Source organism: Enterobacter cloacae complex sp. CARB60 (genome assembly GCF_036487345.1).
GTDB classification, from domain to species: domain Bacteria; phylum Pseudomonadota; class Gammaproteobacteria; order Enterobacterales; family Enterobacteriaceae; genus Enterobacter; species Enterobacter asburiae_D.
This window is the reverse complement of record NZ_JAZKLC010000002.1, coordinates 1,231,195-1,254,717: the sequence shown is the minus strand read 5'-3', so window position 1 is coordinate 1,254,717 and position 23,523 is coordinate 1,231,195. Positions and strand designations below refer to the sequence as shown.

General features: G+C 56.2%; 23 protein-coding genes and 4 tRNA genes. 11 read left to right on the top strand and 16 right to left on the bottom strand.

Annotated features, from left to right (window positions below; genetic code table 11):
* Positions 1-9: 9 nt before the first annotated feature.
* On the bottom strand, positions 10-1,425 hold the full coding sequence (gltX, locus tag V4835_RS07085) for a glutamate--tRNA ligase (RefSeq protein ID WP_331411685.1): 1,416 nt from the start codon (positions 1,423-1,425) through the stop codon (positions 10-12).
* A gap of 258 nt (positions 1,426-1,683) precedes the next feature.
* Between gltX and V4835_RS07080 the strand changes: the two genes are divergently transcribed.
* From V4835_RS07080 to V4835_RS07065, 4 genes are all read left to right on the top strand, one after another.
* Positions 1,684-1,759: transfer RNA gene (locus V4835_RS07080), tRNA-Val, on the top strand.
* A gap of 41 nt (positions 1,760-1,800) precedes the next feature.
* Positions 1,801-1,876, top strand: a tRNA-Val gene (locus V4835_RS07075).
* Between the two features lie 29 nt (positions 1,877-1,905).
* A tRNA-Val gene (locus tag V4835_RS07070) sits at positions 1,906-1,981 on the top strand.
* A 4-nt stretch (positions 1,982-1,985) separates the two neighbouring features.
* Positions 1,986-2,061 (top strand) — tRNA-Lys (locus V4835_RS07065).
* A gap of 43 nt (positions 2,062-2,104) precedes the next feature.
* Here the strand turns inward: V4835_RS07065 and V4835_RS07060 are convergent.
* From V4835_RS07060 to xapA, 3 genes are all read right to left on the bottom strand, one after another.
* Positions 2,105-2,989, bottom strand: a complete 885-nt coding sequence (locus V4835_RS07060) for a LysR family transcriptional regulator (protein ID WP_331411684.1) — start codon at positions 2,987-2,989, stop codon at positions 2,105-2,107.
* Positions 2,990-3,056: 67 nt separating this feature from the next.
* Entirely contained in the window at positions 3,057-4,313 is a 1,257-nt protein-coding gene (locus tag V4835_RS07055; protein ID WP_331411683.1) for a nucleoside permease, read from the bottom strand.
* Positions 4,314-4,364: 51 nt separating this feature from the next.
* The gene (xapA, locus tag V4835_RS07050) at positions 4,365-5,189 is read right to left on the bottom strand and encodes a xanthosine phosphorylase (RefSeq protein ID WP_331411681.1); all 825 of its coding nucleotides are present in this window, start codon (positions 5,187-5,189) and stop codon (positions 4,365-4,367) included.
* A 207-nt stretch (positions 5,190-5,396) separates the two neighbouring features.
* On the opposite strand from xapA, the gene V4835_RS07045 reads away from it, so the two are divergent.
* Positions 5,397-5,735: a FlxA-like family protein gene (locus V4835_RS07045; protein ID WP_032659298.1), complete on the top strand. Its 339-nt coding sequence runs from the start codon at positions 5,397-5,399 to the stop codon at positions 5,733-5,735.
* On the opposite strand, the gene V4835_RS07040 is transcribed toward V4835_RS07045, so the two are convergent.
* Positions 5,732-6,667 carry a LysR family transcriptional regulator gene (locus V4835_RS07040; RefSeq protein ID WP_331411679.1) on the bottom strand — a complete coding sequence of 312 codons (936 nt, stop codon included), beginning with the start codon at positions 6,665-6,667 and terminating at the stop codon, positions 5,732-5,734. The genes V4835_RS07045 and V4835_RS07040 overlap by 4 nt on opposite strands.
* 89 nt (positions 6,668-6,756) lie before the next feature.
* Here V4835_RS07040 and V4835_RS07035 point away from each other — a divergent pair, with 89 nt between their 5' ends.
* Positions 6,757-7,752: a bile acid:sodium symporter family protein gene (locus V4835_RS07035; RefSeq protein ID WP_023332950.1), complete on the top strand. Its 996-nt coding sequence runs from the start codon at positions 6,757-6,759 to the stop codon at positions 7,750-7,752.
* On the opposite strand, the gene V4835_RS07030 is transcribed toward V4835_RS07035, so the two are convergent.
* The 3 genes from V4835_RS07030 to zipA all read right to left on the bottom strand — a co-directional run bounded on the left by V4835_RS07030 (position 7,749) and on the right by zipA (position 11,028).
* Positions 7,749-7,964 (bottom strand): DUF3820 family protein, encoded by a 216-nt coding sequence (locus V4835_RS07030; RefSeq protein ID WP_045325871.1) that lies wholly within the window; start codon positions 7,962-7,964, stop codon positions 7,749-7,751. The two genes, V4835_RS07035 and V4835_RS07030, sit on opposite strands and share 4 nt — an antisense overlap.
* 1 nt (position 7,965) lies before the next feature.
* Positions 7,966-9,981 (bottom strand): NAD-dependent DNA ligase LigA, encoded by a 2,016-nt coding sequence (gene ligA, locus V4835_RS07025; RefSeq protein ID WP_331411678.1) that lies wholly within the window; start codon positions 9,979-9,981, stop codon positions 7,966-7,968.
* 69 nt (positions 9,982-10,050) lie between these two features.
* Positions 10,051-11,028 carry a cell division protein ZipA gene (zipA, locus tag V4835_RS07020; protein ID WP_331411677.1) on the bottom strand — a complete coding sequence of 326 codons (978 nt, stop codon included), beginning with the start codon at positions 11,026-11,028 and terminating at the stop codon, positions 10,051-10,053.
* 230 nt (positions 11,029-11,258) lie between these two features.
* Here zipA and cysZ point away from each other — a divergent pair, with 230 nt between their 5' ends.
* From cysZ to crr, 5 genes are all read left to right on the top strand, one after another.
* Positions 11,259-12,020 carry a sulfate transporter CysZ gene (gene cysZ, locus V4835_RS07015; RefSeq protein WP_029739991.1) on the top strand — a complete coding sequence of 254 codons (762 nt, stop codon included), beginning with the start codon at positions 11,259-11,261 and terminating at the stop codon, positions 12,018-12,020.
* Between the two features lie 163 nt (positions 12,021-12,183).
* The gene (cysK, locus tag V4835_RS07010; RefSeq protein ID WP_014884739.1) at positions 12,184-13,155 is read left to right on the top strand and encodes a cysteine synthase A; all 972 of its coding nucleotides are present in this window, start codon (positions 12,184-12,186) and stop codon (positions 13,153-13,155) included.
* Positions 13,156-13,472: 317 nt separating this feature from the next.
* Positions 13,473-13,730, top strand: a complete 258-nt coding sequence (ptsH, locus tag V4835_RS07005; RefSeq protein ID WP_000487600.1) for a phosphocarrier protein Hpr — start codon at positions 13,473-13,475, stop codon at positions 13,728-13,730.
* Positions 13,731-13,774: 44 nt separating this feature from the next.
* Positions 13,775-15,502 (top strand): phosphoenolpyruvate-protein phosphotransferase PtsI, encoded by a 1,728-nt coding sequence (gene ptsI / locus V4835_RS07000; protein WP_023332954.1) that lies wholly within the window; start codon positions 13,775-13,777, stop codon positions 15,500-15,502.
* 40 nt (positions 15,503-15,542) lie between these two features.
* Positions 15,543-16,052, top strand: coding sequence for a PTS glucose transporter subunit IIA (crr, locus tag V4835_RS06995; RefSeq protein WP_003861316.1), 510 nt, complete (start codon positions 15,543-15,545; stop codon positions 16,050-16,052).
* A 44-nt stretch (positions 16,053-16,096) separates the two neighbouring features.
* On the opposite strand, the gene pdxK is transcribed toward crr, so the two are convergent.
* From pdxK to V4835_RS06955, 8 genes are all read right to left on the bottom strand, one after another.
* On the bottom strand, positions 16,097-16,933 hold the full coding sequence (gene pdxK / locus V4835_RS06990) for a pyridoxine/pyridoxal/pyridoxamine kinase (RefSeq protein ID WP_331411675.1): 837 nt from the start codon (positions 16,931-16,933) through the stop codon (positions 16,097-16,099).
* Positions 16,934-16,938: 5 nt separating this feature from the next.
* A complete protein-coding gene (cysM, locus tag V4835_RS06985; RefSeq protein WP_089597871.1) occupies positions 16,939-17,850 on the bottom strand; it encodes a cysteine synthase CysM in 912 nt (303 codons plus the stop codon).
* Between the two features lie 118 nt (positions 17,851-17,968).
* Positions 17,969-19,063 (bottom strand): sulfate/thiosulfate ABC transporter ATP-binding protein CysA, encoded by a 1,095-nt coding sequence (gene cysA, locus V4835_RS06980; RefSeq protein ID WP_331411673.1) that lies wholly within the window; start codon positions 19,061-19,063, stop codon positions 17,969-17,971.
* Positions 19,053-19,928, bottom strand: coding sequence for a sulfate/thiosulfate ABC transporter permease CysW (gene cysW / locus V4835_RS06975; protein WP_023308733.1), 876 nt, complete (start codon positions 19,926-19,928; stop codon positions 19,053-19,055). The genes cysA and cysW overlap by 11 nt, the downstream gene beginning before the upstream one ends.
* On the bottom strand, positions 19,928-20,761 hold the full coding sequence (gene cysT, locus V4835_RS06970) for a sulfate/thiosulfate ABC transporter permease CysT (RefSeq protein WP_063143481.1): 834 nt from the start codon (positions 20,759-20,761) through the stop codon (positions 19,928-19,930). The genes cysW and cysT overlap by 1 nt, the downstream gene beginning before the upstream one ends.
* Positions 20,761-21,774, bottom strand: coding sequence for a sulfate ABC transporter substrate-binding protein (locus V4835_RS06965; RefSeq protein ID WP_032646709.1), 1,014 nt, complete (start codon positions 21,772-21,774; stop codon positions 20,761-20,763). The genes cysT and V4835_RS06965 overlap by 1 nt, the downstream gene beginning before the upstream one ends.
* 176 nt (positions 21,775-21,950) lie before the next feature.
* Complete coding sequence (locus tag V4835_RS06960; protein WP_331411669.1) at positions 21,951-22,850, bottom strand: Dyp-type peroxidase; 900 nt, start codon at positions 22,848-22,850, stop codon at positions 21,951-21,953.
* Positions 22,851-22,942: 92 nt separating this feature from the next.
* Entirely contained in the window at positions 22,943-23,518 is a 576-nt protein-coding gene (locus V4835_RS06955) for an RpoE-regulated lipoprotein (RefSeq protein WP_032646711.1), read from the bottom strand.
* Positions 23,519-23,523: the final 5 nt, after the last annotated feature.

Genomic DNA, 23,523 nt, shown 5'->3' with positions numbered 1-23,523 from the left:
GAGGCGTACTTACTGCTGACTTTCACGTTCAGCGATAAAATCCAGCGCCTTGTTAATGCGCGCTACGCTGCGTGACTTGCCGATGGCATGAACCGTCACATCCAGCGCCGGAGACTGACCCGCACCGGTCACCGCAACGCGCAGTGGCATACCGACTTTACCCATACCGACTTCCAGCTCGTCTGCCGTCGCCTGAATAGCGTGATGCACATTCTCAGCGGTCCACTCGGTGAGTGCAGCCAGCTTGTCGCGCACCACTTCCAGCGGCTGACGCGCAACCGGGCGGAGGTGTTTCTTCGCGGCGTCCGCGTCGAACGCATCAAACTCTTCATAGAAGTAGCGGCAGCTTTCGGCAATTTCTTTCAGCGTTTTGCAGCGCTCGCCGAGCAGTTTCACCAGCTCCGCCAGTTCAGGGCCGGTGCGGGTATCAATATTTGCCTGCTCAATGTGCCACTGCAGGTACGTCGCCACATATTCTGGCTGCATGGTATTGATGTAGTGATGGTTCAGCCACTGGAGCTTGTCGGTATTAAATGCGCTCGCTGATTTGCTCACAGAGCTCAGAGAGAACAGTTCGATCATCTCTTCACGGCTGAAGATCTCCTGGTCACCGTGGGCCCAGCCCAGGCGCACCAGATAGTTCAGCAGCGCTTCCGGCAGATAACCGTCGTCGCGATACTGCATGACGCTCACCGCACCGTGACGTTTAGACAGTTTTTTCCCGTCATCGCCGTTGATCATGGAGACGTGCGCATAGACCGGAACAGGGGCATTCAGCGCTTTCAGGATGTTGATCTGACGCGGGGTATTGTTGATATGGTCTTCACCACGGACAACGTGGGTAATTTCCATATCCCAGTCGTCAACCACTACGCAGAAGTTGTACGTTGGGGAACCGTCGGTGCGACGGATGATCAGATCGTCCAGCTCCTGGTTGCTGAATTCAATTGGGCCACGGATCTGGTCGTCAAAGATCACAGAGCCATCCTGCGGGTTAGCAAAACGCACCACGCAAGGCTCATCAGCAGCATGCTCGCTGTGGTCGTGGCGGCAGCGGCCGTCATAACGCGGCTTTTCACCGTTCGCCATCTGCGCTTCACGCAGTTCATCCAGACGCTCTTTAGAGCAGTAGCACTTATACGCCGTGCCCGCGACCAGCATCTCATCAATGACGGCGTTATAGCGGTCAAAGCGTTTGGTCTGAAAATACGGGCCTTCGTCCCATTCCAGATTCAGCCAGTTCATCCCATCCATAATGGCTTCAATTGCTTCCGGCGTGGAGCGCTCAAGATCGGTGTCTTCAATACGCAGCACGAACTCACCTTTGTTATGGCGTGCGAAAAGCCAGGAATAGAGAGCGGTACGTGCACCACCGACGTGCAGATAGCCTGTCGGGCTCGGCGCGAAGCGAGTTTTGATTTTCATGAAATGGCCTTACGTTATAAAGATGCCGGCAATCGGCAAATCCTGGGGAAAAAACGATGGGCAATATTCTATCACTGTGGGGGGATTCCTCAATGTTGATCCCTTTATCGTGACCGAGTTTGCGATTTTTGTTTAGAAATCATGCGCCACAGCCCGTTTCACGATCGTTTTGTTTAATTTTACGACGAACGAATAAAAACTTTAGAAAATGCGTTGACTCATTTTCAACTCTCCCTATAATGCGACTCCACACAGCGGGGGTGATTAGCTCAGTTGGTAGAGCATCTCCTTTACACGGAGGGGGTCGGCGGTTCGAGCCCGTCATCACCCACCATCTACTTCGGTAGACTCGCAGTGTAGATAAGAATTGAGATTGGGCGATTAGCTCAGTTGGTAGAGCATCTCCTTTACACGGAGGGGGTCGGCGGTTCGAGCCCGTCATCGCCCACCATTCTCACCTTATCGCAGTAGTTCCGAAATGGGCGATTAGCTCAGTTGGTAGAGCATCTCCTTTACACGGAGGGGGTCGGCGGTTCGAGCCCGTCATCGCCCACCATTTCGGGTCGTTAGCTCAGTTGGTAGAGCAGTTGACTTTTAATCAATTGGTCGCAGGTTCGAATCCTGCACGACCCACCAATGTAAAAAAGCGCCCTAAAGGCGCTTTTTTGCTATCTGCGATTTACATCACCAGTGTTGCAATCAACGTCTTCACCGCAGGTGTCGCCTGCTTCTCGTCATACACCACATACAAATCTGCCGGTATACGCTCTTTCAGCGGGCGGAACACCACGCCCGGCCACTGCATTTGCGCGTAGCTGTCTGCGGCGAGCGTAATCCCCATCCCCATGCTGATCATCGCCAGCACGGTTTGTGGTTCAACGGCTTCGCGCACAATCATCGGCGAAAAACCGGCCTGCTGGCAGACGCGATGTAAAAATGCCCAGTCAGAATGGGCCGACGGCATCGTGACAAAATACTCGTCCTGCAATTCTGCGAGCGCAATGGAAGGCTCCCTGACCAGCCGGTGATCTTCCGGCATCGCCACCAGAAAAGCCGCCTCACGCAACCGCAGGCTGGTAAACCCCGCGGTAGGTTCCGTTGCCATTCGCCAGATGCCAACGTCCAGCTCCCGGCGCTCAAGCAGCGCCATCTGCATGACCGGCGATTTTTCGCGAAAAACGACATCAACATTCGGATGCTCTTTCAGGAAAGCGCGCATCACCGTGCGCACCTCGCTCCACATGGCGGTGCCGACAATTCCTAGCTCAATGCGCCCTGCCTCACCTCGACCAATTTGCTCGACGCGAGCCAGAGCCTGGTTTGCGCTGGCCAGCAGCCGACGGGACTCTTCCATCAGCACTTTACCGGCATGCGTCAACACGACGCTCCGCGAGTGGCGAATAAACAGTAACGTGCCCAGCTGACTTTCCAGCTCTTTAATATGCAGGCTTAACGGCGGCTGAGACATGTTGAGACGGGCCGCAGCCCGTCCAAAATGCAGTTCCTCCGCCACGGCCAGAAAATAGCGCAGCAGCTTGAGATCGGTCCGATAGACGCGTTCCATCAAAACATATCCTGGCGATAACACTTATACGCCTACCTTAAAGCCTTTCAGCGTCCGGAAGGAAAATTTAGTGCGCAACTGTGCGCATCCCGCTGTTTTTACAGGTGTGGTGGTAGTTAAAGCTGAAGTAAAAGATCACCGCGAGCGCCAGGGCATAGGCCGCAAACACCAGCCAGATCGTCTGCCAGTCCTTCACCCCGTCCACCGAGAAATAATCAACGGCCATACCGCTCAATACCGAACCGAAATACGCCCCGATACCGTTAACGGTCGTCATAAACAACCCTTGCGCGCTGGCGCGGATATCGGCGCTGACCTCCTGTTCAACAAATACCGAGCCTGAAATATTGAAGAAGTCGAACGCGCAGCCGTAGACAATCATTGAGAGCATGAGCAGCACAAAGCCCGTTGCGGACGGATCGCCAAAGGCAAATAGCCCGAACCGCAGCATCCAGGCCACCATGCTCATCAGCATAACGGCTTTAATGCCAAATCGTCCGAGGAAGTACGGAATGGTCAGAATGAAGAACACCTCAGACATTTGCGAAACGGAGAGCAGGATGGACGGATATTTGACGATAAAGCTATCTGCATACGCCGGATTACGCGCAAAATCATGCAGGAAGGGGCTGCCAAACGTATTGGTTATCTGCAGCACGGCGCCCAGCAGCATCGCGAATAAAAAGAACACCGCCATGCGGGGCTGTTTAAACAGGATAAACGCATTGAGGCCCAGCTTGCTTGCCAGAGACGGAGACACTTTTGTCTTCGCAACCGGAATGGCCGGTAGCGTCAGAGAATAGAGCGCCAGCAGCAGGGACGCGGCAGCCGCTATATAGAGCTGCACGTTGCTCAGCTCCGCCCCCATCAGGCTTATGGCCCACATCGCGGCAATAAAGCCCACGGTACCATACACCCGCACTCGCGGAAAATGGCTCACCGTATCCAGCCCTGCCTGTTCAAGACAGGAGTAGGAAATGGTGTTCGACAGCGCAATCGTGGGCATGAAGGCCATCGCATTCACCAGCATGACCCAGAACATCAGCCCGGGCTCATTGACCTGCGCGGCATAGCAGAGCGCGACGGCGCAGACGAGGTGGCAAATCATGTAGGCGCGATCGGCCCGCAGCCACTTGTCGGCAATAATCCCCACCAGCGAAGGCATAACGATCGCGGCAAGTCCTTTGGAGCTGTACACCATGCCCACGTCGGAGTCGGTAAAGTGTAGGGTGTTAATCATGTAAGCGCCGAGGGTAACCAGCCAGCTCCCCCAGATAAAATATTGCATAAAGGACATCATCTTTAAGCGAGTCGTGATGTTCATAACCCATTCCTTATAGCAGTGTGGCCCTGGCGGGCCACTTTATTGTTTTACTCAGGCAATATGGCGAAGAAAACCGCAGATAAGATTGATAAAGTTCTGGCGGGAGAGCTCGGCGGCGGCAAGGGTTTGTTCATGTGAGAGTTTGACCTCACCCAAACCTTCGGCGAGATTGGTAATTGCAGAAACGGCCACGACCTTCAGGCCGCAGTGGCGCGCGGAAATCACTTCCGGCACCACGGACATCCCCACCACATCGCCGCCGATAATCTGCATCATGCGGATCTCGGCCGCCGTCTCGAAGTTCGGGCCGGGATAAGAGACAAACACCCCTTCATGCAGCGGGAAGCCTTCTTTCGTTGCCACGGTTTGCAGAACAGCACGGTAATCCGCGTCGTAAGCATTGGCCAGAGAGAAGAAACGATCGCCAAAGCGCTCATCGTTCAGCCCCACCATCGGCGTGCCCGGCATGGTGTTAATATGGTCGCTCAGGGCAACCAGGCTTCCTGGCTGAACCTCCGGGCGCAGCGAGCCCGCCGCATTGGTGCTAAACAGCATCTCGCACCCCAGCAGCGCAAAGGTGCGGATCGCATCGGTCATGATGGTCATCCCGCGCCCTTCATAAAAATGGCCGCGCCCCTTCATGCAGGCCACAGGCACCCCGGCCAGATGCCCGAGCACCAGCTCGCCGGCATGACCATGCACGGTGCTCACCGGGAAGCCCGGCAGCTTTTCGTAGCTCAGGGAAACGGCGTCATCAATCTGGTCGGCGAGCGCGCCCAGGCCAGAGCCGAGAATAAACGCCACGCGAGGCGTGAAGTTCGGCTTAGCGGCGCGAATGATGTCGGCGCAGTACCACGGGTTATTCGAGAGGGTCATAGAGGCTCCTTAAGGATTAAGATCGCGATAGCAGGGATCGCATGACTTACGTCTTATATCCGCAGCCTGACGGTGACCTCCAATACACTTTCACCGCACCATCAATACTGATTGTGTATCAATGCAACTCCCTGCCAGTTATGGCAGTTTTGCTCAAGCTAATCCCATCGGTGCCGATACCTCTGTTTTATAACGCGAGGAAAAAGTATGACGACCATTCAGGCTTCAACCCAACAGATTCAAACCAGCGGCGCGAGTGGAACTTCGAGCAGTAACGATATCTCTGCACAAATCACACGCATTCTCGACAAGATCAAAAAGCTGACTCAGCAGTTAAAAGAACTGGCAAACAGTCCCGTCAGCACTGATGAGAAGAAGAAGCAGCAGGAACTTATTCAGACCCAGATCAAAGTGCTGCAGGCGCAGCTCGCCGCGCTGCAGCGCCAGCAGGCCGAAGAGGCCCAGAAGAAGCAGGATCAAAAGCTGGGCAAAGTAGAAGGGGTAAACAGCCCGTCAGACAATAATCAGATCGATATCTACATCTAATCTTCTGATGCGTTAAACAGTGGGTCGCGTATGCGGGCTTCGGTTAGTCGTTGTGCCTGGATACGCACCACTTCCCAGATAGCCTGCGCCGCCCCCGAGAGTGAACGATTTTTTCGCCGCACCAGCATCAGCTTTCGCTCGACAACGGGCGTTAATCGCCTGACGGCCAGTCGGCTTCCCTGCGGCAGGGGAAGCGCCAGGGCGGGCAACACGCTGATGCCAATGCCGGCTTCCACCATCGGAAACAGCGTCGCCGGGTGACCAATCTCCTGCACGATTGTTGCCTTTACGCCCTGATTCACCAGCGCGGAATCAATCAGCGGACGGCTGCCCGAGGCATAATCCTGTAACACCAGGTTCGCGCCCGTCAGGGACTGCCAGTTGACCTCCCGCAACGCGGCCAGCGGATCGTCGTCACGGCAGAGCAGCAAAAAGGGCTCAGAAAGTACGCTTTCGCACGCCAGATCGCTCACCTGACCGGGATCGATAACAATACCAAAATCCACATCTCCCTGACGGATGCTTTCCAGCACCCACTGTTGCGGCCTGTCATGCAGCACAAAATCAATGTCCGGGTAGCGATAACTGCCCTCGGCAATACACTGCGGGATAAGGTGCGCAGAGATCGTCTGACTGGCCGCGACGCGCACGGTTCCCGAAAGCTGCTGCCCCAGCCTCCCCACGTCTCTGAGCGTGCTGTTAAGCTCATCCAGCAGTCGTTCGAGGCGCAGGGCCAGCTGCTGGCCTGCTTCGGTCAACACCACTTCGCGCGTGGTGCGGTCAAGCAACTTCACCCCGGTCTGATTCTCCAGCTCTTTTACGCTGTGGCTGACCGCCGACTGGCTCAGGCCAATCATCTCCCCTGCCCGGCTAAAGCTGCGGGCGTGGGCGACGGTGACGAAAATACGAAGCTGACGTAAGGAGTAATTCATCTGTTTCATTCATGAATGGATGCAATAAATCAATTTTATTTCTCAAATGGAAAAAAGCACAATAGCGATATCTGATTTCAGGAGTCATTATGAAACTGTTTCGTATCCTTGATCCGTTCACGCTTACCCTGGTGGTCACTGTTTTACTGGCCTCCTTCTTCCCCGCACGCGGCGGTTTTGTTCCGTTCTTTGAAGGGCTAACCACGGCGGCCATCGCGTTGCTGTTCTTTATGCACGGTGCCAAACTCTCCCGCGAGGCCATTATCGCAGGCGGCGGACACTGGCGACTGCACCTGTGGGTAATGTGCAGCACCTTCATTCTGTTCCCGATACTCGGCGTACTGTTTGCCTGGTGGGCACCGGTCAATGTCGACCCTGCCCTCTATACCGGGTTCCTGTATCTGTGCATTCTCCCCGCGACCGTGCAGTCTGCCATTGCCTTTACCTCGCTGGCAGGCGGCAACGTAGCGGCAGCCGTTTGTTCAGCATCCGCCTCCAGCCTGTTAGGGATTTTCGTCTCTCCGCTGCTGGTGGGCCTGCTGATGAACATGCACGGTGCGGAAGGTAACCTGGAGCAGGTCGGCAAAATCTGTCTGCAGCTGCTGCTGCCGTTTGTGCTGGGGCATCTTTCCCGACCGTGGACCGGCGCGTTTGTGGCGAAGCATAAAAAGTGGATTTCAAAAACCGACCAGACCTCGATTTTGCTGGTGGTGTACTCCGCCTTCAGCGAAGCGGTTGTGAACGGGATCTGGCACAAGGTGGGGGCAGGCTCGCTGCTGTTTATCGTGGTGGTCAGCATCGTTCTGCTGGCAATTGTGATTGCGGTAAACGTCTTTGTGGCGCGCAGGTGCGGCTTCAACAAAGCGGATGAAATTACGATTGTGTTCTGCGGTTCGAAGAAGAGCCTGGCGAACGGTATCCCGATGGCCAACATTCTGTTCCCGACCTCGGTTATTGGGATGATGGTGCTGCCGCTGATGATTTTCCATCAGATCCAGCTGATGGTCTGTGCGGTGCTGGCGCGTCGCTACAAGCGCCAGACCGAAAAGCTGGCGCAGGAAGAGACCCGCGCCGCGAAGGCTTAAGGACGCTTCAGGGGCTGAACCAGCTGGCTCAGCCCCTCGGTTTTGATCAGTAACGTGATAGCCATCAGCTCGCCCAGCCGCCCTGCCGGGAATTCATCCTTGCGGGCAAACCACAGCAGATACTCCTCCGGCAAATCAATCAGCCTGCGGCCCTTGTATTTACCGAACGGCATCTCCGTATTGGCGATCTCAACGAGCTGTTCTTTCTCCACGTTACTCTCCTAACAGACGCATCATTTCCGCTTCGTCTATAACCGCAATGCCGAGCTCCTGGGCTTTTGCCAGCTTCGAACCCGCCGCTTCCCCGGCGATCACCAGATCGGTTTTCTTCGACACGCTGCCCGCCACTTTAGCCCCCAGCGCCACCAGACGTGCTTTCGCATCGTCGCGTGAAAGCTGGCTCAGGCTACCGGTCAGCACTACCGTTTTACTGGCGAACGGGCTGTCGATCTCTTCGGCGTTAACCACCACCGGCGCGGGCCACCTGATGCCCTCTTCCAGCAGCTTGCCGATGACTTCACGGTTGCTCTCTTCGGCGAAGAAGTTAAAGACGTGCGTGGCAACGACGATGCCAACGTCCGGGACTTTCTGCAGCTCGTCAATGCTAGCCTTTTCCAGCGCCTCCAGCGTGCCGAAGTACGCCGCCAGGCCCGCGGCCGTCGCTTCACCCACTTCACGAATGCCCAGCGCGTACAGGAAGCGGGCGAAGGTGGTCTCTTTCGCGGCTTCAAGCGCGTTCACCACGTTCTGGGCTGACTTTGGCCCCATGCGATCAAGGCCGGTCAGTTTACCTGCCGTCAGCCTGAAGAGATCCGCTGGCGTGTGGACATACTCTTTCTCAACCAGCTGATCGATAATTTTATCGCCCATGCCGTCGACGTCCATCGCCCGACGGGAGACGAAGTGCTTCAGCGACTCTTTACGCTGCGCGCCACAGATTAAGCCCCCCGTACAGCGCGCCACCGCTTCCCCTTCCACACGCTCAACGTCAGAGCCGCACACCGGGCAGTGGGTCGGGAAGACGATCTCGCGCGTTTCGGCAGGGCGTTCTGACTCCACGACGTTAACCACCTGCGGGATCACGTCGCCCGCGCGGCGAATCACCACTTTGTCACCAATGCGCAGGCCCAGGCGTTCGATTTCATCGGCGTTATGCAGCGTGGCATTACTCACCAGCACGCCCGCCACCTGCACGGGCTCGAGACGGGCAACCGGGGTAATGGCACCCGTACGGCCGACCTGGAACTCTACGTCACGAACGAAGGTCATCTGCTCCTGAGCAGGGAACTTAAACGCCACCGCCCAGCGCGGCGCGCGCGCCACAAAGCCCAGCTGCTCCTGCAGCGCCAGTGAATTAACCTTGATCACGACGCCATCAATATCAAACCCGAGCGTAGGACGGTCCTCTTCCACCTTGTGGTAAAACGCCAGTACCGCTTCCGGCGAGTCGCAGAGCTGAACGCGGTTGCTCACCGGCAGGCCCCACGCCTTAAACTGCAGCAGACGCCCGAGGTGCGTGTCCGGCAGCTCGCCGCCCTCAAGAATACCCACACCGTAGCAGAAGAAAGTAAGCGGTCGCTTCGCGGTGATACGCGGGTCAAGCTGGCGCAGAGAGCCTGCCGCCGCATTACGCGGGTTAGCAAACACCTTCCCGCCGGTGCGACGCGCCTCTTCGTTAATTTTCTCGAAGCCCGCCTGGGGCAGGAACACCTCGCCGCGCACTTCCAGACGCGCAGGAATGTTGTCACCCTGCAGTCTCAGCGGGATCGCGCGGATGGTACGCACGTTGGTGGTGATGTCTTCGCCCGTCGTGCCGTCGCCACGCGTCGCGGCGCGCACCAGCACGCCGTTTTCGTAGAGAAGACTGACCGCCAGGCCATCCAGCTTGAGCTCGCAGCACCAGGTGAGGGAATCGCTGCTTTTCAGGCGATCCTGCACACGCTTGTTAAACGCCAGAAAGCTCTCTTCATCGAAGACGTTATCCAGCGACAGCATCGGCACCTCATGGCGCACCTGGCTGAACGCCCCCAGCGGCTCAGCGCCGACGCGCTGGGTGGGGGAGTCCGGCGTAATGAGCTCCGGATGCTGCGCCTCTAACTCGCGCAGCTCGCGCATCAGGCGGTCATATTCCGCATCCGGGACTTCCGGCGCGTCCATAACATGATAGAGATATTCATGATGGCGAAGCGTGGTTCGCAGTTCAGTGAGTTGTTGTTCGATTGAGTCCATATCGCACCATCAATGAGAAAAAACCCCCGACAGGCGGGGGTTGAGGAGGAGTTGAAGTAAACGCGACGATTACGCGTTAGCTTCCTTAACTTCGCGGATGCGGTCCTGATACTCGCGCAGCTTCTGCGGGGTCATCATTCGACGCTGATCGTCGAGCACCACGCCGCCAACTTCGTCAGCGATGTGTTGAGCGGACTGCAGCATCAGCTTAAAGTTTTGCAGTTCATCGCCGTAGGACGGCACCTGCATAAAGATAGTCACGCCAGGGGTCACGAAATCACCGGTCATTTCCGGATCAAAGGTGCCAGGGTTAACCATGTTGGCCAGGCTGAACAGCGCCGGGCCGCTACCGTCAGGGCTCAGGTGGCGATGGAAAATGTTCATATCGCCAAACTTGAAGCCTGCCTGTTGAATACTGTTAAGCAGCACGTCACCGTTGAGATGGCTACCGTGATGCGCGGCCACGTTCATGATGATCACCGCTTCTTTACGCTGCGGTTTTTCGACAACCGGCTCTGGCTCTACAACAGGCTCAGGCTCAACGTGCGTGGCCGGAGCAGGCTGAGGCGCGGGCTGCACGTGAACAGGCTGCTGCGGCTGTTGTACCGGCTGAGCAGGCTGTTGTTGCACGGGCTGCTGCACCGGTTGCTGTTGAACCGGCTGGGCAGGCTGCTGATAGACAGGCTGTTGCGGCGGCTGGCGCACCGGCTCTTCCACAGGCTGCGGCGCTGGCTGGCGCGGCTGTGCAGAAGCATACGGCGGTTGATACTGGTGCTGCGAAGGACGAGGCGCTTCATGCTCCCCATGGCCTGCGCCGGGCGCAGTATTGACCCGATGAACACGAACTTCACCCACGCCGTCGTCATCGCTGCCGTCGATGTCATCTTCACTGTCATCGTCGTCACGACTGGACTTCATGCGCTTCAGTGGGCGATCGCGAAACATCGAGGAACGCTCTTTACGGCTGGTCCAGAAACCATGTACCAGTAAAGCGATTATGGCGATCGCGCCAACAATGATTAATATCAGACGCAAATCCTGCATCATTATATTCTCTGTTGTTCTAACACCTTGCCACCACGGCAAACATTTACTCACTAAGAGTATTTGCCGTTTACGTCAAGTGCAAGTGTGTGCAGAGCATTCACAGCATAAAGATGAAGGAAATCGTGCTTTTTGCTGGTTTTTCGAACATTTCCGAACTGGTCATTGCTCCGTAAGTGGATAATATAGGCGGGCAATTCCACTGGTTGTGTAAAAAGGAGTACAGCCTGGCTATGGTTTCAACATCTTCTTCTCCCCCGCGCAGCGGCGTCTGGTATTTTTCTCAGGGCTGGAAACTGGTCTCCCTGCCGGGGATTCGACGCTTCGTCATTCTCCCGCTGTTGATCAACATTATTCTGATGGGCGGCGCGTTCTGGTGGCTGTTCACAAAGCTGGAGAGCTGGATCCCGTCGCTGATGAGCTATGTGCCGGACTGGCTACAGTGGCTTAACTACCTGCTCTGGCCGGTGGCGGTGATCTCCGTGCTGCTGGTGTTTGGGTATTTTTTCTCGACGATTGCGAACTGGATAGCCGCACCGTTTAACGGTCTGCTGGCGGAACAGCTGGAAGCGCGGCTTACCGGCGCAACGCCGCCGGATACGGGCGTGCTGGGGATCATGAAAGACCTGCCCCGCATCATGAAGCGCGAGTGGCAGAAGTTTGCCTGGTACCTGCCCCGCGCGATCGTGCTGCTTATCCTCTACTTTGTGCCAGGCATTGGCCAGACGGTGGCACCGGTACTGTGGTTCCTGTTCAGCGCCTGGATGCTGGCCATTCAGTACTGCGATTATCCGTTCGATAACCACAAGGTGCCGTTTAAAGCGATGCGCACCGCCCTGCGCAGCCAGAAGGTCGCCAATATGCAGTTTGGCGCGCTGACCAGCCTGTTCACCATGATTCCCTTCCTGAATCTGTTCATCATGCCCGTCGCCGTCTGCGGCGCGACGGCGATGTGGGTCGACTGCTACCGTGCTAAGCACGCGTTATGGAAATAATGCAAAAATGTGTAAAGCAGGGGTGGCTTATGCCGCCCCTTATTCCATACTGATCCCCATTATTTCCTTGCAGTATATAGATATGCGAATTCCTTACTTCCCCCTACCTGCTTAGCAGGTATGCTGGGTCGGTATCCCAATTTCATACAGTTAAGGACAGGCCATGAGTAAGATTTATGAAGACAACTCGCTGACTATCGGTCATACGCCCCTGGTTCGACTGAACCGTATCGGTAATGGACGCATTCTGGCGAAGGTCGAATCACGTAACCCGAGCTTCAGCGTAAAATGCCGTATCGGTGCAAACATGATTTGGGATGCTGAAAAACGTGGCGTACTGAAGCCGGGCGTTGAGCTGGTGGAACCGACCAGCGGCAATACCGGTATCGCTCTGGCCTATGTGGCTGCCGCGCGTGGCTACAAGCTGACGCTGACCATGCCAGAAACCATGAGCATCGAGCGTCGTAAGCTGCTCAAAGCGCTGGGCGCGAACCTGGTGCTGACCGAAGGCGCGAAGGGCATGAAGGGTGCCATTCAGAAAGCCGAAGAGATTGTGGCCAGCGATCCGGCGAAATATCTGCTGCTGCAGCAGTTCAGCAACCCGGCTAACCCGGAAATTCACGAGAAGACCACCGGTCCGGAAATCTGGGAAGATACCGACGGTCAGGTTGACGTCTTTATCTCCGGCGTGGGTACCGGCGGTACGCTGACCGGCGTGTCACGCTATATTAAAGGCACAAAGGGTAAAAAAGATCTGATCACCGTGGCCGTTGAGCCGACTGACTCACCGGTTATTACCCAGGCACTGGCGGGTGAAGAGCTCAAACCAGGCCCGCATAAAATCCAGGGTATCGGCGCAGGCTTCATTCCGGGCAACCTGGATCTGAAGCTGATCGATAAAGTGGTTACCATCACTAACGAAGAAGCCATCTCTACCGCGCGTCGCCTGATGGATGAAGAAGGCATTCTGGCGGGTATCTCTTCCGGTGCGGCCGTTGCGGCGGCGCTCAAACTTCAGGAAGATGAAGCCTTTACCAATAAGAATATTGTGGTTATCCTTCCTTCCTCGGGTGAGCGTTACTTGAGCACCGCACTGTTTGCCGATCTGTTTACCGAAAAAGAGCTGCAACAGTAGTGCCAGCATGTTAATAACGCGTAAAAAAGCACCTTTTCAGGTGCTTTTTTGTGGCCTGCTTCAAACTTTTGCCCCTCCTGGCATTGCTTCACCCCGTTGGGTCTGGTATTTAAACCAGCAATTATTTTGATGCGTGAAATTAATCAGTGAACGAAATAGCCTTGCTGAATCGATTTTATGATTTGGTTCAAGTCTTGCTTTCGCTGCATAATGTTTAATGACGATCGAAACGTCAGCGCTAACAATACAGGCTAAAGTTCAGTCGCCAGGCTAGACTTTAGTTCCACAACACTAAACCTATAAGTTGGGGAAATACAATGTTCCAGCAAGAAGTTACCATTACCGCTCCGAACGGTCTGCACACCCGCCCTGCTGCTCAGTTTGTTAAAGAAGCAAAAGGCTTCACTTCTGAAATCACTGTGACTTCCAACGGCAAAAGCGCGAGCGCAAAAAGCCTGTTCAAACTGCAGACTCTGGGCCTGACTCAGGGCACCGTTGTCACCATCTCTGCAGAAGGTGAAGACGAGCAGAAAGCAGTTGAGCATCTGGTTAAACTGATGGCTGAGCTCGAGTAAGTTTCCGGGTTCTTTTAAATATCAGTCACAAGTAAGGTAGGGTTATGATTTCAGGCATTTTAGCATCCCCGGGTATCGCTTTCGGCAAAGCACTGCTGCTGAAAGAAGACGAGATCGTCATCGACCGGAAAAAAATTTCTGCCGACAAGGTTGATCAGGAAGTTGAACGTTTTCTGAGCGGTCGTGCCAAGGCATCTGCGCAACTGGAAGCAATCAAAACTAAAGCTGGCGAAACTTTCGGTGAAGAAAAAGAAGCCATCTTCGAAGGGCACATCATGCTGCTCGAAGATGAGGAGCTGGAGCAGGAAATCATAGCCCTGATTAAAGATAAAGGCATGACGGCCGACGCGGCTGCGCATGAAGTTATCGAAGGTCAGGCAACTGCCCTGGAAGAACTGGATGATGAATACCTGAAAGAGCGTGCGGCTGACGTACGTGACATCGGTAAGCGCCTTCTGCGCAACATCCTGGGCCTGGCTATCATCGACCTGAGCGCGATTCAGGATGAAGTGATCCTGGTTGCCGCTGACCTCACCCCGTCTGAAACCGCACAGCTGAACCTGAAAAAGGTCCTCGGTTTCATCACCGACGCGGGTGGCCGTACCTCCCACACCTCTATCATGGCGCGCTCTCTGGAACTGCCTGCCATCGTGGGTACCGGTAGCGTCACCTCTCAGGTGAAAAACGGCGACTATCTGATTCTGGATGCCGTAAACAATCTGGTTTACGTCAACCCAACCAATGAAGAGATCGATAAACTGCGCGCGGTTCAGGAGCAAGTTGCGACTGAAAAAGCGGAACTCGCTAAGCTGAAAGACCTGCCAGCCATCACCCTGGACGGCCATCAGGTAGAAGTGTGCGCAAACATCGGTACCGTCCGCGACGTTGATGGCGCTGAGCGCAACGGTGCGGAAGGCGTAGGTCTCTATCGTACAGAATTCCTGTTCATGGACCGCGACGCGCTGCCAACGGAAGAAGAGCAGTTTGCTGCTTATAAAGCCGTGGCTGAAGCGTGTGGCTCTCAGGCGGTTATCGTCCGTACCATGGACATCGGTGGCGATAAAGAGCTGCCGTACATGAACTTCCCGAAAGAAGAGAACCCGTTCCTGGGCTGGCGTGCAATCCGTATCGCGATGGATCGTAAAGAGATCCTGCGTGACCAGGTTCGCGCAATCCTGCGTGCCTCTGCTTTCGGTAAACTGCGCATCATGTTCCCAATGATCATCTCTGTTGAAGAAGTGCGTGCACTGAAGAAAGAGATCGAAATCTACAAACAGGAACTGCGCGACGAAGGTAAAGCGTTTGACGAGTCAATCGAGATCGGCGTGATGGTGGAAACACCTGCGGCGGCGACCATTGCGCGTCATTTAGCCAAAGAAGTTGATTTCTTTAGTATCGGCACCAATGATTTAACGCAGTACACCCTGGCAGTTGACCGTGGTAATGATATGATTTCACATCTCTACCAGCCAATGTCACCGTCCGTACTGAACTTGATCAAGCAAGTTATTGATGCTTCTCATGCAGAAGGTAAATGGACTGGCATGTGTGGTGAGCTTGCAGGCGACGAACGTGCTACACTTCTGTTGCTGGGTATGGGTCTGGACGAATTCTCTATGAGCGCCATTTCCATCCCGCGCATTAAGAAGATTATCCGTAACACGAACTTCGAAGATGCGAAGGTATTAGCAGAGCAGGCTCTTGCTCAACCGACAACGGACGAGTTAATGACGCTGGTTAACAAGTTCATTGAAGAAAAAACAATCTGCTAATCCACGAGATGCGGCCCAATTTACTGCTTAGGAGAAGATCATGGGTTTGTTCGATAAACTGAAATCTCTGGTTTCTGATGATAAAAAAGACTCCGGAACTATTGAGATTGTTGCTCCGCTCTCCGGCGAGATCGTCAACATCGAAGACGTGCCGGATGTAGTGTTTGCTGAGAAAATCGTTGGTGATGGCATTGCTATCAAACCAACTGGCAACAAAATGGTTGCTCCAGTTGACGGCACCATCGGTAAAATTTTTGAAACCAACCATGCGTTCTCTATCGAATCTGATAGCGGTATCGAACTGTTCGTTCACTTCGGTATCGACACCGTTGAACTGAAAGGCGAAGGCTTCAAACGTATCGCGGAAGAAGGCCAGCGTGTTAAAGTTGGCGACCCGGTGATTGAATTCGATCTGCCACTGCTGGAAGAAAAAGCCAAGTCTACCCTGACGCCGGTTGTTATCTCCAACATGGACGAAATCAAAGAACTGATCAAACTGTCTGGCAGCGTCACCGTGGGTGAAACCCCGGTTATCCGCATCAAGAAGTAATTCTTGCCGCACAGAAAAATGGCGCCTTCGGGCGCCATTTTTGTTTATGCGGGGAGGATAAGCTCGTCGTACCCTTTCGACTGCGTATACAGCATCACGTCAGTTACCCGATCGCCAGCCATGCGAATGGCATCGGCAACGGTTTTCCCCTCTACAATTCCGCTCACCAGCTCTGAACAGAACAGGTCGCCCGTCCCTTTCAGATCGGTTTCAACGCGCGGGTGCGCGCTGACGGTCACGCCCTCGTTCGTCACCAGCACCACGTGGATGTTTTCCGGGTCATCGGCCACCGGCGCGCTGGTGATTGCCACCCATTTCAGGCTGTCGGAGAGCAATCCCTGTGCCGCCACAATGGCGCTTTCCGGCGTTCGGCAGGGTTTGCCGCTCAACACTTCCAGCTCATAGACGTTTGGCGTGATCCCCTGCGCCAGCGGCAGCAGGTGCTCCCGATACGCCTGCGGGATCTCGGGCTTCACGTACATTCCGCTGTCGATATCGCCGATGACCGGGTCGACCAGCACCAGCAGGTCAGGATGCTGCGCTTTGACCACCTTCAGCCACTGAGCCAGCAGAACGATCTGGCTGGCGCTGCCCATATAGCCGGTGGTGACCGCTTTAAGCTCGCGCAGGATCTCGCGCTCTTCCAGCGCCTTAAGGTAGCCGCTGAACCACTCGTCGGGGATCACTCCACCATAAAACGTGTCGTAGTGCGGCGTGTTGCTAAACAGTACCGTCGGCACGGCGGTAACGTTCAGCCTGTGGGTACGAATATTCGGAACCGCAATGCTGTTCCCCACGCTGCCGTAAACCACCTGCGACTGCACGGCGACAATGTCGGTTTGCTGCGCCCGGGTATTATCCCGGAATAGAATCATCTCCATGACGCTTAAATCCCCGCCCCCTGCGAATAACTCTCTTCACCAAAGACGCCGGTAGAAAGATAGCGATCGCCGCGATCGCAAATAATCGCCACCACCACCGCCCCCGGGTTTGCCTTTGCCACCCGAATCGCACCCGCTACCGCGCCGCCCGAGCTGACGCCGCAGAAGATACCCTCGCGAACGGCCAGCTCACGCATGGTATTTTCCGCCTCGCGCTGGTGAAGATCCAGCACCTGGTCCACAAGCTGCGCATTAAAGATGCCGGGCATATACTCCGCAGGCCAGCGGCGAATGCCCGGAATGCTGCTCCCCTCTTCCGGCTGCAGACCAACAATGGTGACGGCTTTTTCCTGCTCGCGCAGAAAACGCGATACCCCGGTAATGGTGCCGGTAGTGCCCATGCTGGAGACAAAATGGGTGATACGCCCGTCGGTTTGCTGCCAGATTTCCGGGCCGGTGGTGGTGTAGTGCGCGTAAGGGTTGTCCGGGTTGTTGAACTGATCGAGCAGTTTACCTTCGCCGCGCTCGGCCATTTCTAACGCCAGGTCGCGCGCGCCTTCCATTCCCTGCTCTTTGGTCACCAGAATCAGCTCGGCCCCGTAGGCACGCATCGCGGCGCGGCGCTCCTGGCTCATGTTGTCCGGCATCAGCAGCTTCATGCGGTAGCCTTTCAGCGCGGCGATCATCGCCAGGGCGATACCGGTGTTGCCGCTGGTGGCCTCAATCAGCACGTCGCCAGGCTTAATTTCTCCGCGTTTTTCGGCCTGGACAATCATCGACAGCGCCGCGCGGTCTTTCACCGACCCCGCCGGGTTATTGCCTTCGAGTTTGACCCAGATTTCACTGCCGTTGTCTGGCCCCATGCGCTGAAGCTTGACCAGAGGAGTGTTGCCGATGGTGTGTTCGAGTGTATTCACGATTTTTACTCAATAAAAAAGCCGGGTGGCGCTTCGCTTACCCGGCCTACAAGACGCAGTGATAACTGTAGGCCCGGTCAGCGCAGCGCCACCGGGCGATAAACATCCTAATAACCTATCAGGCTGACTCCGCCAGAGCAATATCCTCGCGCGTCTCGATGCGCTCCTTCCCGTGATAAATACGGGCGTGCTGCAGCCCAACAAACAGGCGCTCGCCCCGGTGCGGCGGCACGTCGTCGCGCATGACCACGGTCAGCGGCTCGGTATACCAGCCCAGCGGCTGTACCACCAATTGGGTGTAGTGACCTTTAGGGCTAGCTTCCAGCACCTGCACCGGCAGCGGTGAATCCAGGCTGGTTCGGCGGCTCACGTCCACTTCCCACGGACGCAGGAACAGATCGACCGGCCCCTGATGCGCGGAGGTATAGCCCAGCGGCCAGCGGTGCGCGCCAACGTGGAACTGGCCGCCGCGAATAGTGCCCTGAAGACGGTTTACCTCGCCCATAAACTCCAGAACGAAGCGGGTCGCCGGTTCTCGCCAGAGCTGTTCCGGCTCGTCAACCTGCTCAATGTTGCCCTGGCTCATGACCACCACGCGATCCGCGACTTCCATCGCCTCTTCCTGGTCGTGGGTCACGAAGACGCTGGTGAATTTCAGCTCTTCATGCAGCTGGCGCAGCCAGCGGCGCAGCTCTTTACGCACCTGCGCATCCAGCGCGCCGAAGGGTTCATCCAGCAGCAGAATTTGCGGCTCAACGGCCAGCGCGCGCGCCAGCGCCACGCGCTGTTTCTGCCCGCCGGACAGCTGGGCCGTGAAACGGTCCGCCAGGTGAGCCAGCTGCACCATCTCCAGCAGTTTGGTCACTTTCGCCTTAATGGTTGCCGCATCCGGGCGCTCGCGACGCGGTAGCACGGTCAGGCCAAACGCGATGTTGTCGAACACGGTCATGTGGCGGAACAGCGCGTAATGCTGGAATACAAAACCTACCTTACGATCGCGGGCATGCAGGCGGCTCACGTCGGTGCCCTGGAAGCGAATGTGCCCGCTGGTCTGATGCTCAAGCCCGGCGATAATACGCAGCAGCGTGGTTTTACCCGAGCCAGACGGCCCCAGCAGCGCCACCATTTGTCCGGAAGGGATATCCAGCGAGATATCATTCAGCACCTGGGTGCGACCAAAAGACTTCTTAATATTGGCAATCTCAATGCTCATGATTTCCCTCCTGATGCTGACGTTTTTCCTGATTTTCTAAACGCCACTGCACCACACTCTTCAAAAACAGGGTCAAAATGGCCATCAGCGTCAGCAACGCTGCGGCAGTAAACGAGCCGATGGTGTTGTAATCCTGCTGCAGCAGCTCAATCTGTAGCGGCAGCGACAGGGTTTCACCCCGGATGGAGCCGGAGACGACGGAAACGGCACCGAACTCACCAATCGCGCGGGCGTTGGTCAGCACCACGCCGTAAAGCAGCGCCCAGCGGATATTCGGCAGCGTCACGCGACGGAACATCTGCCAGCCTGACGCACCCAGCAGCACCGCCGCTTCGTCTTCGTTGCTCCCCTGGCTTAACATCACCGGCACCAGCTCACGCACCACAAACGGACAGGTCACGAAGATGGTGACCAGCACCATGCCCGGCCAGGCGAACATGATCTGCAGGTTATGCTCGTCCAACCAGCCGCCCAATGGGCCGTTGGAGCCGTAAAAGAGCAGGTACACCAGACCCGCCACCACCGGCGATACGGCGAAAGGAATGTCCAGCAGGGTCAACAGCAGCTGACGTCCCGGAAAGTTGAAGCGGGTTACCAGCCAGGCCAACAGGGTACCGAACACGAGGTTCACCGGCACGGTGATCAACGCAATCAGCACGGTCAGCCAGATGGCATGCAGCATATCCGGGTTCGCCAGGTTTTCCAGCGCGGGCATCAGGCCCTTGCTGAACGCCTGAACGAAGATATAAACCGTCGGCACGACGAGAATGAGGGCGGAAACCAGCACGCCCGCCCCAATCAGAAACCATTTACCCCAGTTGATGCGGGGTGCATCGTATCGCTTCAATTGCGTAACTTCCGCCATCAGTGACCTACCACACGTCGACCAAAGCGACTTTGCAGAGTGTTAATCGAGTACAGCAGCAGCAGCGAGGCCGCCAGGATCACCGAGGCAATTGCGCTCGCCGCCGGATAATCAAACTCCTGCAAACGGATGAAAATCATCAGCGAGGTGACTTCAGTTTTCCAGGCGATGTTCCCGGCGATAAAAATCACCGCGCCGAACTCACCGAGGCTGCGGGTAAACGACAGCGCGACACCCGCCATCAGCGCCGGAGACAGCTCCGGCAGAACTACCTTGCGGAAGCTCTGCCAGCGCGTGGCGCCCAGCGTTTCCGCCGCTTCTTCGTATTCCGGACCCAACTCTTCCAGCACCGGCTGCACGGTACGCACCACAAACGGGATGCTGGTAAAGGCCATCGCCACCGCGATACCGAGCCAGGTGTAGGTCACTTTGATGTCGAATTTCGCCAGCCACTCACCGTACAGCCCGTTCACGGAGAAGAGCGACGCGAGGGTTAAGCCCGCCACCGCCGTCGGCAGCGCAAACGGCAGATCCATCAGGGCGTCAAGCAGCGTGCGGCCCGGGAAGCGATAGCGGGTTAAGATCCACGCCATCAGCAGGCCAAACACGCCGTTAAAAACGGAGGCGACAAACGCCGACAGCAGCGTCACCTTATAGGCCGCCACCACCTGCGGGTTGGTGACCACGTCCCAGTACTGCGCCCAGCTCATCTGAGCAAGCTGCATCACCAGCGCGCTGAGCGGCAACAGCAGGATCAGGCAGACGAACAGCAGGCTGGTCCCAAGGCTTAAGGTAAAGCCCGGCAGCACGCGTTTTGTCGAAACTGCAAACATTACTTATGCCCCGCCGCCAGCAATTTGTCTAACTCACCGCCGCTGGCAAAATGCGTTTTCATCACATCAGGCCAGGAGCCAAAATGATCTTCCACGCGGAACAGCGCGGTCTGCGGGAATTTGTCTTTCAGTTTGTTCATCACGTCCGGGTTATTCACGCGGTAGTAATAATCGGTAATGATGGTCTGCGCCTGCGGGCTGTACAGGTAGTTGAGATAGGCTTTTGCCGCTTTCTCGGTGCCGTTTGCCTGCACGTTTTTATCCACCCACGCCACCGGGAACTCGGCCAGGATATTGGTTTTCGGGATAACGACCTCGAAGCCCTGCGCTTCATACTGTTTGCGGATGTTATTCACTTCCGATTCAAAGCTGATCAGCACATCGCCGAGACCGCGCTCTGCGAAGGTTGTCGTTGCCCCGCGGCCGCCGGTATCAAACACTTCGACGTTTTTAAGGAACTGGGTCATGAACTGCTCGGTTTTGGCTTTATCGTTACCGTCAGCCTTGTCCGCCGCGCCCCACGCCGCTAAATAGGTATAACGCGCGTTACCGGAAGTTTTTGGGTTCGGGAAAATCAGCTTCACGTCGGAACGCACCAGGTCGCTCCAGTCGTGGATATTCTTCGGGTTGCCCTTACGCACCAGGAAGCCCATGGTGGAATAGAACGGCGAGCTGTTGTTCGGCAGACGGCTCTGCCAGTCGGCCGGAAGCAGCTTGCCTTTGTCGTGCAGGATCTGCACGTCAGTCACCTGGTTGTAGGTCACCACATCCGCTTTCAGGCCCTGCAGAATCGCCAGCGCCTGCTTGGACGACCCGGCGTGGGACTGCTTGATGGTCAGCTTGTCGCCGTTATTGTCTTTCGCCCACTGCTGTTCGAACGGTGGATTAAGGGCGGCAAACAGCTCGCGGGAGACGTCATACGAACTGTTTAACAGTTCAGTCGCCTGCGCCTGCGCCACCAGCAGTAAACCTGCCAGCGCCAGAGTTCCTTTTTTCAGTACAGTAACGGCCATTGCGCACCCTTATAAATGTGATGACTATCTTATAGTCATAATATTTATAACGGGGATGAAAGGAGTAACAGTTTTATATACCGTTTGGTGATTTAGAAGCAGAAAAGGGAATAAGGGGACGGGCGAAATTGCCGGGTGGCGCTAGCGCTTACCCGGCCTACGTATGGAGAGCAGTTTTACATCGCCAGCAGGCGCTCAACGGACGGCGCAAAGTAGTAGCCGCCGGTCACCGGTTTGGTGAAGCGCAGCATGGCGTCGCGCTTGCCGTCGGTATCGCCAAACATGCTCAGCAGCTGCTGCTCAATGTTATACAGGCGCGCGCAGTAGGCGCAGAAGTAAAGGCCGTGCGTGCCGCTTGCGGTACCGTACGGCAGGCTCTGGCGAACAATCTTCAGCCCTTTGCCGTCTTCTTTGAGGTCAACGCGGGTCAGGTGAGAGGTAACGGGACGGTCGTCGCCGTCGATCTCTTCGTTGGCTTCTTTAGTACGACCAATCATCATCTCCTGGTCGTGCACGCTCATGCGGTTAAGCTGCTTGAGGTTGTGCTCCCAGCGCTGCACGAACACGTAGCTGCCGCCCGCGTCCACGCCGTCTTTAATCACCGCCACGTCACGACGCGTCTCTTCGCCCGCCGGGTTTTCCGTCCCGTCGACGAAGCCGCTCAAATCGCGCTCTTCCACCCAGCGGAAGCCGTGAACCTCTTCCTGCACCTCAATGCTGTCGCCAAAGGCCGCTACCGCCGCCTGGGCAACGGAAAAGTTCACGTCGTGACGCAGGGAGAGAATGTGGATCAGCACGTCGTATTGGGTCGCCGGCGCCAGTCCTTTGCCGTAAGGGATGAAGTCTTTCAGCTCTTCCGCCCCTTCGCCGCCGCTCAGCTGACGCCAGACGTTATTGCCAAAGGCAACAACGGCGCCGAGGTGGGCTTCCGGGAATTTGGCCTGGAAGGTGGCCAGCTTATCAACAAACGCTTTACTGGCCGCACGCAGGGCATCCACGTCCCCTTTAACATTGGCTTCAATCCAAATCGCCGCGCGGCAATGTTCTGGCAAAATGCCACTCTGAACCTGAGACATCGCTCCTCCTGAAATAAAGATGCCACGTCAGCGTGGCATTGATGGCGGGTATTATACCCGGATTTCAGCGAGGCGGATTGTTCAGGCGCAAATTACTGCTTCCAGAGTATTTTGCTCACTTTCCAGCTCTTGAGCGTGTCGTCAGACGGCATCAGTCCTTCCGGTCCGCTCCAGGTTCCGGTGAAGACATAGCTGATGTGCTGGCTGCCTTCAGCCTTACATTCCACCGCGACCTTGTCGTCAGACGGCAAGCTGGTGCAGTTGCCAAAGGCCTGCTTATAAAGTTCGCTAAACGGCGTACCCACCTTCACACCGCTCGCCGTCGGAATATCTTCATCCATCACGGCAATTCTGTTTACCGTGCCTTTGTCACCGTTGATCACCAGCGCCAGCTTGTCGCCCTTCAGCGCTTCGTAATAGCGAACAATATTGCCATTCTCCGTTTTCATGCCGCTGCGCAGGCGGTAATCGCTGCTGAGCGCATCCTGAATAGCATTCTGATCCAGCGCCGTCGCGGCGGTAATTTTCCCCACGCCCTGCTCGGTCACTTCCGTTGATGAGCCAAACCAGTTCCACGGATACGCGGCGGACCAGTTAATGGAGGAGAGCGTCGAACAGCCGGTCAAGGCCAGCGGGAGAGCGCATAACAGTAAACGCAGCGATTTCATTGAAA